The organism is Kamptonema formosum PCC 10802, from assembly GCF_000332335.1.
GTDB lineage: Bacteria > Cyanobacteriota > Cyanobacteriia > Cyanobacteriales > Oscillatoriaceae > Oscillatoria.
On record NZ_KB235949.1, the window covers coordinates 682201 to 695076 of the forward strand.

The 12876-nt window shown below is 52.1% G+C and carries 11 protein-coding genes; 6 read left to right on the forward strand and 5 right to left on the reverse strand.

The window, feature by feature from the left end; translation table 11 throughout:
- Nucleotides 1–676: 676 nt before the first annotated feature.
- The 3 genes from OSC10802_RS0133465 to OSC10802_RS0133475 form a co-directional block, all read right to left on the reverse strand.
- Nucleotides 677–2830, reverse strand: a complete 2154-nt coding sequence (locus OSC10802_RS0133465) for an RNA degradosome polyphosphate kinase (RefSeq protein ID WP_017721124.1) — start codon at nt 2828–2830, stop codon at nt 677–679.
- Nucleotides 2831–3042: 212 nt separating this feature from the next.
- Nucleotides 3043–3255 (reverse strand): hypothetical protein, encoded by a 213-nt coding sequence (locus tag OSC10802_RS0133470; protein WP_017721125.1) that lies wholly within the window; start codon nt 3253–3255, stop codon nt 3043–3045.
- A 237-nt stretch (nt 3256–3492) separates the two neighbouring features.
- Nucleotides 3493–4092 (reverse strand): superoxide dismutase, encoded by a 600-nt coding sequence (locus OSC10802_RS0133475; protein ID WP_017721126.1) that lies wholly within the window; start codon nt 4090–4092, stop codon nt 3493–3495.
- Nucleotides 4093–4798: 706 nt separating this feature from the next.
- Here OSC10802_RS0133475 and OSC10802_RS0133485 point away from each other — a divergent pair.
- The 5 genes from OSC10802_RS0133485 (at nt 4799) to OSC10802_RS0133505 (ending at nt 8966) form a co-directional block, all read left to right on the forward strand.
- Nucleotides 4799–5995, forward strand: a complete 1197-nt coding sequence (locus OSC10802_RS0133485; protein ID WP_017721128.1) for a phosphotransferase family protein — start codon at nt 4799–4801, stop codon at nt 5993–5995.
- Nucleotides 5996–6065: 70 nt separating this feature from the next.
- Complete coding sequence (locus OSC10802_RS0133490; protein WP_017721129.1) at nt 6066–7193, forward strand: T3SS effector HopA1 family protein; 1128 nt, start codon at nt 6066–6068, stop codon at nt 7191–7193.
- Nucleotides 7194–7498: 305 nt separating this feature from the next.
- Entirely contained in the window at nt 7499–7753 is a 255-nt protein-coding gene (locus OSC10802_RS43060) for a hypothetical protein (RefSeq protein WP_017721130.1), read from the forward strand.
- A 41-nt stretch (nt 7754–7794) separates the two neighbouring features.
- The gene (locus tag OSC10802_RS0133500) at nt 7795–8244 is read left to right on the forward strand and encodes a hypothetical protein (RefSeq protein ID WP_017721131.1); all 450 of its coding nucleotides are present in this window, start codon (nt 7795–7797) and stop codon (nt 8242–8244) included.
- 530 nt (nt 8245–8774) lie between these two features.
- Nucleotides 8775–8966 carry a hypothetical protein gene (locus tag OSC10802_RS0133505; protein WP_017721132.1) on the forward strand — a complete coding sequence of 64 codons (192 nt, stop codon included), beginning with the start codon at nt 8775–8777 and terminating at the stop codon, nt 8964–8966.
- An 86-nt stretch (nt 8967–9052) separates the two neighbouring features.
- Here the strand turns inward: OSC10802_RS0133505 and OSC10802_RS0133510 are convergent, their stop codons facing one another.
- Nucleotides 9053–9826 (reverse strand): peptidylprolyl isomerase, encoded by a 774-nt coding sequence (locus tag OSC10802_RS0133510; protein WP_017721133.1) that lies wholly within the window; start codon nt 9824–9826, stop codon nt 9053–9055.
- Nucleotides 9827–10283: 457 nt separating this feature from the next.
- A complete protein-coding gene (locus OSC10802_RS0133515; protein WP_017721134.1) occupies nt 10284–11816 on the reverse strand; it encodes an HlyD family secretion protein in 1533 nt (510 codons plus the stop codon).
- 833 nt (nt 11817–12649) lie between these two features.
- Here OSC10802_RS0133515 and OSC10802_RS53640 point away from each other — a divergent pair.
- Nucleotides 12650–12876, forward strand: a 227-nt coding sequence (locus OSC10802_RS53640) for a helix-turn-helix domain-containing protein (RefSeq protein WP_512699239.1), incomplete at its 3' end; no start/stop codon positions are given.

Genomic DNA, 12876 nt, shown 5'->3' on the forward strand with positions numbered 1-12876 from the left:
GGCAGCATGGCAGCGGGCCAATGGGCCTCAGGGTGTTGACATTTTCGCCACCTGTTTTGTGTGCCCATTGGTACACATTTGTCACCGGCATCATGGGAGCGGGCGAATGGGCCTCAGGGTGTTGACATTTTCGCCACTTTTTTTGTGTGCCCATTGGTACACATTTGTCACCGGCACCATGGCAGCGGGCCAATGGGCCTCAGGGTGTTGACATTTTCGCCACTTTTTTTGTGTGCCCATTGGTACACATTTGTCACCAGCACCATCGCAGCGGGCCAATGGGCCTCAGGGTGTTGACATTTTCGCCACTTGTTTTGTGTGCCCATTGGTACACATTTGTCAGTTCTGGCGGCATGGGGCATGGGGCAATCGGGGCACCGGCACCATGGGAGCGGGCTTTTGGGTGTGCTAGTGTTGACAGCTGCGGCACCTATTTTGTGTGCCCAATGGCAGACAATTTCTGATTTCCGGAAGAAAGCATATATACAAAACCCGTCTGAAGTCGGTAAATGGTAAAAACCATTCTTTCGGATATATTTACAGAATGGCGACGGGACTGCGGGCGGCGTAGGGAATAGGGGATTGGCTGGAGGTGTCAGTGAAGGTAGGTGTGGGCTGGAACCCTCAACCCTAACACCGAACCCCTAACAGCTAACCCCTCACCCCTAACCCCTCGCTAGCGACTGGCCATTTCCATAAGGATTTTCTGAGCGCAGTGTTCGTTGGGCTCGTCAGCGGGACGCCGCTGGATGTAATGACCGTCTGGCTGCAAGTCCCAGGTTTGCCGGTTGTCCGCCAGCATAATTCCGAGAATTTCCTGCAAGTCTTTGGCCAGTTCTGGCTCCTCCACCGGCACGACAGCTTCCACCCGGCGGTTGAGATTGCGGCTCATCCAGTCCGCACTGCCGATATACACTTCTTCCTGACCCCGGTTGTGGAAGTAAAAAATCCGCGAATGCTCCAAAAAGCGACCGACAAGACTTTGGACGCGGATAGTTTCGCTGACGCCTGTCACCCCCGGGCGCAGACAGCACATACCGCGCACAATCAGGTCAATCTCCACCCCAGCTTGGGAAGCTTCGTAAAGGGTAGCAATAATTTGCGGGTCTACCAGCGAGTTCATCTTAGCCACAATCCGGCCTCTGCTGCCATTTTTGCAGTGTTCCATCTCCCGGCGAATCAGAGCTGTCATGCCAGAGCGCATGTTCACCGGCGCAACGAGCAGCTTGCGGTAAGCTCGCTGGCGGGAGTAGCCGGTCAGGTAATTAAACAAGTCAGTCAAATCTGCTCCCAGCTCGTCCCGACAGCTGAGCAGTCCCAGGTCTGTGTAAATCCGGGCTGTTTTGGGGTTGTAGTTGCCGGTGCCGATATGAGCGTAGCGGCGGATGCGGTCAGCTTCGCGGCGCACGACCATTGCCACTTTGGTATGAGTTTTCAGCCCCACCAAACCGTAAACCACATGCACGCCGGCGCTTTCCAATTTCCGCGCCCACTGGATGTTGTTTTCTTCATCAAACCGGGCTTTGAGCTCCACCAGCACCGCCACCTGCTTGCCATTTTCAGCAGCTTGAATCAAAGCATTGACAATAGGCGAATCTCCGGAAGTGCGGTAGAGGGTCATTTTAATCGCCAAAACCGCGGGGTCACTGGCCGCTTGGGTGATGAAGCGCTGTACGGTGGCGGGAAAGGAGTCATAGGGGTGATGTACGAGGATATCCCGCTGGCGAATTAAGGCAAACAAATCTTCGCCTTCCTCAGCATCCCTGTCGGGGCAATCGTCACTGGGGTCACAGAGCCGGCGGAAGCGAGGGGGCACCACCGGCGTCCAGGGCGGATCTTTGAGTTCTGGCAGGGGCAAGTCCATCAAGCAGATCAAATCGCCGAGACACAGCAAGCCGTCCACTTCGTAAACGTCACTCTCTGCCAGGGAAAGTTCTTCACAGAGCATTTGCCGCACCGGCACCGGCATGGTGGCTTGAATTTCCAGTCGCACGACCGATCCGCCAAACCGGCGCTTGCGCAGTTCCTGCTCTATCGCTTGCAGCAGGTCGTCCGCTTCGTCTTCTTCGAGCCCCAGGTCGGCATTGCGGGTGACGCGGAAGGCGTGATATTCTTGGATATTCATGCCGGGGAACAGGAATTCCAGGTTGTGGGCAATCACCTGCTCCAGGGGGACGAAGGAAAAGGAAGGTCTGCCGCTCTTGGAGTGCCAGCTTTCCAATTCGCAAGGCAGGGGGACAAACCGGGGCAGCAGTTTGGGCACTTTGACGCGGGCAAAATATTCTTCTTCGGTTTCTGGGTCTTTGACGACGACTGCCAGATTGAGGCTGAGGTTGGAGATGTAAGGGAAGGGGTGGCCTGGATCTACCGCCAGGGGGGTGAGGACGGGAAACAGGTGCTCTTCAAAGTAGCGCTGCAGGTACAGCCGCTGCTCTTGGCTCAAGTCCATGTATTCCAGGATGTGGATGCCGCGATCTGCCAGTGCCGGTCGCAATATTTCTTCAAAATGCCGGTGCTGCTGGGCGACCATCGGGCGCAACCGCTGGCTAATGGCCGAGAGCTGCTCGCTTGGCGTGCGCCCGTCGGGGGTGAGCTTGCTGACATTCGCTTCTACCTGCTCTTTGAGTGCGGCGACGCGAACCATAAAGAACTCATCCAAGTTGGAGCTGAAGATGGCCAAAAACTTGAGCCGCTCCAGCAGTGGCGTCCGGGGGTCGAGGGCTTCGTGCAGCACGCGGTAGTTGAACTCCAGCCAGCTGAGTTCGCGGCTGAGGTAGTATTGCGGGTCGCACAGGTTTATTTCGGTAGCAGTGGTGTCGGTTGTCGGCATAGTTCTTAGCGCAACGGCTGTCCCTGAAGGCGTTTCAAGCTGGGGCTAGGCACACTATAAAGGAACCCCACCTCCCAGCCCTCACCCGCTACGGGGGAGGGGGGGAAGAGGTGGAAAAACCCCAATTAAATTTTGCAATGCGCCGGGCAATCACGGAGGGTTGCCCCTAGATTCAGGAAACAGCCACGGGGGTTGGGCCGGGGGGATTGCCCCTACAAGCCGAAAGCTTCGTCTTCTCTGCCGCGCCACCACTCACCGAGGTTCATTAAGTCTTGGTGTATGTCTGCTAGTTCGCGCGTGTATTCTGTATTTGAGAGGGTGGCTCGGCGCTCTTGGAGTTTCTGCAAGCGCAGTTGGACTAGCAGCCACGGTTTGGAAATGCCGCCGGTGGCTTCGATGTATTCTGCCAGCTGTTTGCTATCCATGTCTCGCTCTCCCTGTTACGGTTTTGTTAAATTATATTAAGTTTTTTTCTGTGGCGGCTGTCCTGTCAAATCCGGCGCACAGCAATCTCCCCACTTCTTCTTCCTGGGCGTAACCGGAACGGCGGCGGTTGATAAAAAAAACAGTCGCAATTTCTGCCGCGACTGCTTGACATTAGCTTTATTTTATGCTAAGGGGGGAGGCCGGTATTCCCCCCCACTCAGACGGGTGCCGGTGCGTTAAGCAGCGGCGAGATTTGCGGCGACGAAATCCCAGTTAATCAGGCTGTCGATGAAGGTTTGGGCGTAGTCGGGACGCCGGTTTTGGTAGTCCAGGTAGTAGGCGTGCTCCCAAACGTCCATCGTCAGCAGGGGGGTTTGGCCTTTGGTGATGGGGTTTTCGGCGTTGAGGGTTTTGGTGACTTTCAGGGTGCCGCTGTCCAAGACCAGCCAAGCCCAGCCGCTGCCGAACTGGGTGACACCGGCATTCTTGAACTCTTCTTTGAATTTGTCGAAGCTGCCGAAGTCAGCGCTGATTTTCTCTGCCAGTGCGCCGGTGGGTGCGCCGCCGCCACTTGGCTTCATGCAGTTCCAGTAGAAGGTGTGGTTCCAAACCTGGGCGGCGTTGTTGAAGATGCCGGCTTTGCTTGCATCGCCGGCGGAAGCCAAGACGATTTCTTCGAGGGATTTGTCGGCGAGCTCGGTGCCTTCGATGAGCTTGTTGAGGTTGGTGACGTAGGCGGCGTGGTGTTTGCCGTGGTGGAAGGAGAAGGTGTTGGCGGAGATGTAGGGTTCGAGGGCGGTGGGGGCGTAGGGTAACTCGGGAAGTGTAAATGCCATAGTGATAGATCCTCTCTTAACTGCGGAAAGCGTGTTCGTAGTTGGGCTTTAGCCCAAACGTTCGTAGTTGGGCTTTAGCCCAAACGTTCGTAGTTGGGCTTCAGCCCAAACGTTCGTAGTTGGGCTTTAGCCCTAACGTTTGTAGTTGGGCTTTAGCCCCACCGGCTGGCCCAACTGGTGCCGGTGAGACTAATGATAGGATTTTATATCAAAAGTCCACCTGGAGGGGAGGGGGCAAGAGGGTGCTCTGGTGCGGTAATCCAGGGTGGGGCAAAGGATAGGCGCTTCGCCCCGGACTTCAAAGACAGGCAAGATGCCTGTCGAGGCGAGGTGTCGCGCTTGCGCCCTCTGCTTGAGCCCGACCGGCACCTGGGGGCGATTCTTGATGGCCTTTTTCAGGCGGGGGCTCTCCGGCGATTCACCCCTGCGGGGAAAAAGAAAAAAATCCAAAATACCCGGAATTATGTCCGGATGAGAAACCAGGTTTGTTAGAGTTTCCTGGTTGCTGCCCCCGGCAGATAAGAAACCTAGTTTCTAGGAGAAACCTGGTTGCTGCCCACCGGCGGGAGTTCCCCTTCCCTGAGCAGTTGGAGACTTAACTCCTAGAATTATGTCCTCAAATGCTGGAGAGGTTCTCAGGTATAAATGCAAGGGCATATAGAATAGTGGATAACCGGCCTGGGAAAAAGGTTTAGGGACGTGGTTTATGAAATTTCTGTTAAGCTCGCAAAATGTTGGTGATTATTTAGGGGGGCTGGGGCTTTGCTCCGAGTCGGAGCGAATCCAGCTCCAGATTGAGCCGGTGCCGGCTAAGAATTTTAACATGTTGGTGAAGTTCCCTGACGGGCGCAAGCTTCTGGTTAAGCAAGAGCGGTACGGTGGGGATGGGAAAGCGGCTGGCGAGTTTGTCAGGGAAGCTCGAATTCAAGAATTTTTCCAGGAATTTACGGAACTCGGCCACTTTCGCCCCTTGCTGCCGGCGGTACTCCATTTTGATGCCAAGAATTATATTCTTGTGGTAAAATATCAGGATGAGTGTCGCGATTTGTGGGATTTCTACGAAAAGGAGAATCGTTTTCCGCTAGCGATTGCCGAGGCAATCGGCACCCAGATCGCCACCCTGCATCGGGACACTTTCAACCGGCACGACTATCGGGACTTTCTCTCTCAAAAGTGTGAGGGGGTGCCCCAGACTTCGGCTCAATACCTTGCTGATAAATTGGGACGGGTGGAGCCGGAAATTTTTGGCCGTTTGACTTCAGGATTGCTGAAATTACTTGCGCTCTATCAGCGCTATGATAGTTTAGGACAGGCTGTTGGTGAGCTGGCTGGTACTTTTGCTCCCTGCTGCCTGACGCACAATGACCTGAAGCTGAATAATATCCTGCTGAACGCTGATTGGGAAGAGTGCGGTGAGGGTATGGTGCGGTTTATTGACTGGGAGCGCTCGAATTGGGGAGAGCCGGCGTCTGATTTGGGAACGCTGATTGCCAGCTACCTGATTCTCTGGCTGAATAGCATGGTCATCAGCAGGGCGCTCAGCATTGAAGAATCTCTGCGCCTTGCTACCGTTCCCCTCGAACAAATCCAGCCTTCAATTGCGGCTCTGACCCAAGCTTATTTTAACACATTTCCGGAAATTATGCAAGCTCGCCCTGATTTTCTGCGGCGAGTTGTTCAGTTTGCCGGTGCTGGCTTGATTATGCAAACGATGCCAATGATCAGGTATCAAGGAGCTTTGGGTAACATGGGGATTGGGATGCTACAGGTGGCGAAAAGTTTGTTATGCCGTCCGGAACAATCTGTGCCAACGATTTTTGGCAAGGCAATGTCTCCCACCCTGAAAGATGAGACTGGAGAGCGCAGGCGGGAACGAGAACATGGAGCCTTTGCCTCGATTTGACCTTGGGGCGAGATAGCCTAATATGGGTTCAACTGTTCTCCTATCAAGAGTATTGAGTGACGGAGCAATTATGCAATTAGTGGATCGTTCTGGAATTATACTGCAAGATAATGTGCCGGCTGGATTGCGGGAGACTCTGCAAGATATTGCTAGCAAGGTTCAGATACAGCCTGACTTCTGCATTCGCCATCCAGATTACAAACCTTTCGATCTGCCGCCAGAGGTGGTGGCTCGCTTTCAGAAGATGCCGGCGGAGCTTCAGCAGAAACATTTGAGCTTGCTCCTCTGCAATTTTCTCTACGTTATCTATTATAATGGTTATAGGCGAAAGGATCTCGCCATTGAGGGGGATTCCAATCGTCTGCCACTCAAGTTAGAGAACTTAGATAATAGTAGCATACTGGGAGTGGATTTGGCTTTTTACGCTCGCTTGCACGAAAATAATAAGGGCACCGGCTATTTTGACTATGGCTGGAATGTTCTCAGGGAGGAAAGTGATGGCAGTTTAGCGGTGACTAAGGGTGGTTTGAGGCTGCATGTTAAACGCGAACGGGATCTGCAACCCTCTCAGCAGAGTGCTGCTGTTGGGGATTCGGTAGCGGTGCGAATGCCGAAGAATTTGATGCAAAATGGATTTTACATGGCGGTTGGCAATGCGGGTTCAGACAGTCCCAAGCATGAGGGCGCTGCGGCGATTGTGCGCATCTATTTCAATTTTACTCCAGAAGGTGCGGTTGCGGTGATGGGTGCTGTTACGGAGAAGCTGAACGAAATGGCTATTCCTTTCAGCTTTAAGGTTTTGTACAATCCTGGTGACTACGGGCGTTACGATTCAGGGGTGCTGTATTTTGAAAAGAGGGATTATGAAGCTATCCGGCTGGTGCTGGAGAGTGTCTATGGCGAACACCACGGGCATTTTCAGGCGGAAGTGCCGCTTTTTACCAAGTGGCTAGCACCGGGGTTGGGGTTAGCGGAAGAACCGAACCGCAAGTTTGGGGAACAAGAGAGTTTTGGGATGAATCGGTGCCAAATTGTGGCTAATGGTTTGCTGGAAGCTTGGCACTCTGGGGATGACTCGCCAGAAGGGCGGATGAGTGCGATTCAGGAGCAATTTTCTGTTTTGGGGATTGACTTGCAGCGTGCTTATCTTAATGCTAATTTTGAGGATGTCTACGCCCCACTGGATTGGGGAGAGTGATATAGCGGTTCTCCGTTAGATGAGGTGTGCCGGTGGAAAACGAAACAGTTTAACGAAACCGTTTGCTGTAAGGGCGGGTTCACCCAAGATGTCTATCCGAAGCCCGGGATGTGACTAAACCCGCCCCCACTGAACGCCTCAGTAAAAATGTACCGCACTGATAACAGAAATGCTATAATTAGATGGACATTGTTTACGATGACATCTATCAGCAATCAATTTCTTGGCGAACGGGACTTTATTAGTAACCTGCAAGCCAGGTTGTTTACCGGCAGCAAAATGCCGAATCTAAGACGAAAGGGAAAATGAACGAGAATCCAGGTAAATTTCAAGGAAAAATTCAAATTAACGACCTGATTGCCGGTGCGGTTTATAATGCGGAGGCGCGACGCAACCAAGCTCTCGATTCAGACGAGCTGTTACCGACACTGTCTGATGAGCAGGCGGGAGGCGTTACGGGTGGTGCGGGTGGTGCGTCGCTGTCGGTGGCAACTGCGGGTATGCTTCCGCCATTTGTGCTATCCGGTTATATAGAAAAACCAAAAAGTATCTTGAAGTAAATTGTGATAGGTTTCTAAAGTCCAATATCTAACAAGATATTATGAAAGACATTCCTGTCATTCCTGTCAATAAGACTGAGCCACTTTGCCCGAGTGCTCGACCGGAATTGGAGAACAGTGCTGTTTTCGGGGTAGTGACTGGGACGGTTGAAGAACCCCGCGTGACTTATCTGCAGGAGATTCAGTCTGTTACTGATGAACTGATGGCGCTGTCTCACCCTGTGACGCCTACCGAAGTTTTTCGGATTTCAGCACCGTGCGCCGGCAGTGGTTGCCAGCATTTTGATGGCACAGATTGCCGTCTGGCAAAGCGCATTGTAGCGCAGATGCCGGCGGTAGCAGAGGAACTTCCACCCTGTGCTATTCGCCGAAATTGCCGGTGGTGGTTGCAAGAAGGCAAGGTAGCGTGTGTGCGCTGTCCGCAAATGATTACGGATAACTACAATCCGTCTGAACTAATACGTCATGTAGCGACACCCACTGCCGGTTAACTTAATACTGCCAATTCCCTATAGGGGATTTGACAGAGGAGTTATTCTACTTCAACCCGAGATATAACAGTATTCACTTAGGTTAGGACATTAGGACAGGCGAGACGCCTGTTCTACGCCTTTTATTAGGACATTAGGACAGGCGAGACGCCTGTCCTACGTCTTTTTTTAGGCCACGGATGTCCTAATCAATAGGACTACTGCTATAGTTCTCGGGTTGATTTTTTATTGGGGTTTTCTCTGGTGGAGAGATGAAGGTGGCAAGGGAAGTAAAAAGGACTAAAGTGTGGGAATTATGTCCCCGTCGGAGAAATCGGGAATTTTGAACTGGCGGGCTTTTTTAAGTGTCTGGGGTGAATGGCGCTGGCGAGTTGGGGTAAATTGGAGACATAATTGTATGAGTTTTGTCCATTATACAGTAGTCACAGCCTTGCAATTCTGGAGTGAATACATGAAGATAGTAGTGGGAGGAGGCAATCACAAGTCTAATCCTGGATCAAAAATAACTTCACTTCAGAGGACATTTACCAATGGCTAACATTACAATTTCTGACCTGCGCCCCGCCGGCTCCGATCTGTTTGCGGATTCTGAAAGCTTTATGCAGGAGCTGACGGAACAAGAAATCGGGGGAGTGTTAGGTGGTGATAAGATTAAGATTAAGACTGTTGTCATTAATATCAATATCGGGATTCTCACGATCGCATGTCCTATAGGATCGTAAATATCCCCATTTGCTGCCCATAGAAGTAAGCAGTAAAAATCAACGTCTCTGGAGCAATCCAGAGACGTTGATTTTGTTTTTCCCCGTCAGAAAGTCTTAGTGGTAGCAGCTGGGTAGCTTGTGGAATCAAGGTTTGTCACCACTTCAACTCCATCAGTTTGCTGCTTTATCCATTCAGCAAACAAATCTGAACCAATTTGATGGCCAAGCTTGTCATCCAACACCGGCGGAATCACCTCCTCCACAAAAATCAGGTGAACTCCCTTAGCAGTCACAATCGGTTTGAGAACTTGCGGCGGGTTAGCCGCAAAAACAGCAGCAGAAATCTCCGGTTTTAGCTCCTTGCGCCGCACTATCCCCCGATATCCTCCAGAGCGGCGCAACTCCTTATCCTGGATATATTGATGAGCCACTTCCGGAAAACTCATTTCACCTTCCCGCAGCGCATAGAAAAGCTCCATCGCCAAGTCTTCATCCTCCAAGACAACTTCATACATCACCACACCGGCATAATCCAGCTGGTGTGCGAAAAAGTAGGGTTCGATTTTATCCGCAAACAGATGTTTCGCTAGCTTCCCAGAGACGAGACTGGTGTGCGCGATTTCTTCAAAATCATCCAGAGACAGACAGTGCTTTTGCAGCCACGCCCAGGTATCACCGGCACTCAGCAGTTTGTTCCCCAACCGCAATTGATCCGCTGCTTTCTGAAGTTCTTCTATCTCTATGTTAATCCCAGCCTCAGCTGCAGCAGCTGCAATAACCTTGCGAGTCACAATCGCTTCGATGAACTCAGGAATTTGGCAAGACAGCTTAACTTGCTGAAGGATATCCTCGCCGGTAATCGTGATAGGTTGTGACATATTAAACTCCCAAATTATGTTAGTGTTTGTTTAGTTCAGCTAGCCCGCACCGGCAGGCTTTGTTTGACGAGCGGGCAATTCATAATGCTGTTGGCGAATTAATGGGGGGTTAATCCCCACCCCCAAGTTCACGGAGAGGGTTGGAGGGTGGGGTTCCGCGTTTTGGGCGCAGTCTCCGTGGGTGGCTGTTTTTCCTCGCTCCCAGGGTAAGCTGGGAACGAGGAAAAAACCCGCGCATATTTTGAGAATCTCGCTCTTCTCTTAGCCCGCGCAGGCGGGCTTTGTTTGTATAGCCGCGATTTCCAATCGCCTGGAAAGTAGCTAATCGCCGGGAAACTAGCAAGCATGTCTAACCCCTCACGGAGAGAGCCAAAAACATCATTCATTCCCCAGGCATTCGCCTGGAATCCCCCACACCGGCATCTCGCCTGCGCCCAACACACCGGCACACCCCCCACTACAATTTTAACCCATCTTTTTGCAATTTCTTGAACGGATCAAGAATAAAATCAATAATGCGGCGCTGACGGATAATTATCTCAGCAGTTCCTGTCTGACCGGCTCGGAAAGGGACACACTCCTTAGCCGTGGGAATACACCCCTGCTTGAGTTCAATTTCCACCTCATAGCTAGCCACCTTACCTTGCGGAGTCTCCGCCACCTTAGAATCTGGCGAAATCCAAGTCAGCCGCCCCCCGACAACTCCATAGTCCTCCACCCGATAATCATCCAACTTTATCTTAGCATCTTTTCCCCCCTTCCCATCCCGTAACGACTCAGTTTCCGACGTGGGAATCAGCCCCCTGAACAGCAAGCGAGTTCCCTGAGGCGCAATCTCAGCAATCAGCTGCTTTTGCTGCACCATCGCTCCCGGCTGCTGAATTGGCAACTGAAATATTATACCATCCTTTTTCGCCACAATCGCATATTTATTTAACTGCTCCTTCAGCGACTTAATCTGACTTTGCGTCCCCGCGATTTCCGATTGCAGCCCTGCAATTTGCGTTTCCAGATCGTTGAGCTGCTGCTCACTCTTCGACACCGCCAATTCACCCGCATGAATCAGACTCTGATAGCTATTTTCCTGCTCCTCCTGGCGCAGCTTGGCTTGCTCAATATCCGACTCAACTTGATGCACTGTTCTCCGATAGCTCTCCTGCTGCTCTTCTAAACGCAGTTTGGCTTGATTCAAATCGGAATTCGCTCCTTCTACCTCCTGCTGGCGTGCTTTTACCAACCCCTCCATTTCTTTTACCTTAATTTCTGGAACCACACTATCCTCCCAGAGTTTGCGGTAGCGCTCCTCTTCCACCCGCGCGTCAGCCAAACGATTCTCTGCTAAATTATAAGCCGTCTGGCTGTGTTCCTGGTTTTGCTCCGCCTGCTTCACTTGAGCGAGTTTTTCCTCTTCCTGCAAATTATAAGCCGTCTTGAGAGAATCAAAAGTCTGCCGCGCCTGACTCACTTGAGCGAGTTTTTCCAATTCTTGAGCCTTGTTCTGTTGCTGCTGGGAACTGAGCGAGAGTACCAATTGGTTTTTGCTCACCTTCAGCTGGTTGAGCCGGTTTTGCTGACCTTCCAATTTAATCTGGCTCTGCTGGATATCGTCGCGAACTGACTTAGACTCCAGCTCCATTATAACATCCCCAGCTTTCACCGAGTCCCCCTCTTTCACGCGCACCGCAATCGCCGCACCGGCAACATCCGCCTCCTGCTTAACCGTACCCCCTTTCAGCTCCAGTCGCCCCATCGCAGTGCCAGTTTCCTCCACCTTATATAGCATCGCCCAGGGTAAAGCGATAGAAACAAACACCAGCAAAAAATACAGCAAACCCCGCGTCCAAGGTCGCGGTAAAGTGTCCAGCAGTTCCTGAGTGGCATAGGACCAATCATCACTGGGTGCAGCCGGTGCTGCAGGGGATAATTCCTCGCCGGCTCGCCGCTCTTCTTCTATCTGGGTTGGGGGACTTCCATTCAAACTGTTAGGCATAGTTTTATCTGAATTATATCACAATTTTTGACTTGAACTCTGGCTTGGAAAAGCCGGTGCCGGTCGGCGAAGGTTTGTGGTATCTACCTTACCTTTAATCTCCCCGGTGAATAGCAGGAGGCGGAGCCTCCAGTTATGCGTTCCCAGGATGTAGGGGCGAGCCTCCGTGCCATCGGTGTCAACTTAAGCTCCCGGCGATTGGAAATCGCGGCTATACAAACGAAGTCCGCCTCCCTTGGACTAAGAGAAGAGCAAGAATCTTAAAACCCGCGCAGGCGGGTTTTGTCTGTGTAGCTGCGGTTTCAACCGCCGAGAAACTATACAAACCAAGTCCGCCTACGCGGACTTAAGAGAAGAGCAAGAATCTTAAAACCCGCGCAGGCGGGTTTTGTCTGTATAGCTGCGGTTTCAACCGCCGAGAGACTGCTAATGGCACAGGGGCCTGCCCCTACAAGAGGGGCTTTGAGAATGTCCCCCCCCTTTGTAGGGGCGGGCCCTTCCGCCCCGGCGTTGGGGGGATCTAACTGGTTCACTTGTAACTAGCAACTTCCCCAAAGTTAATTTGCGTCGTTGCACAGCACCTGCGATCAACCCCTCTCTTTTCCCCCCCTCCCCGTACACGAGGAGGGGGTTGGGGGGTGGGGTTCCCAGGATGCCGGCAAAAAGTTTTCATCATCCTGGTGCAGCGCCAGTGTTTGTATCCATACTCTTGCCAAATCTCAGTCTTGTCAAGTCGGAAAATGTCGGAAAATGTAGGGAGTTTTACTCCCCCGGATGTCGGAAAATGTCGGAAAATGTCGGAAAAAGCCGGCAGTGTCGGAAAATGTCGGAAAATGTCGGGTACAATAGGCAAAACCCCCGCACCTACCCCACCGATGGACATTAAGGAAGTCTTAAAACTGGCCGACAACCTGTTTTTCGCCAAAACCGGCAACCACCTGGACAACCTGCAAGAGGCCATACTGCGCGGGACTGTGCGAGGTCAGCGATACTCCAAAATTGCAGAGGACTGCGAATGTACCGAGGGACACGTCAGGGATGTTGCCTCCAAATTGTGGAA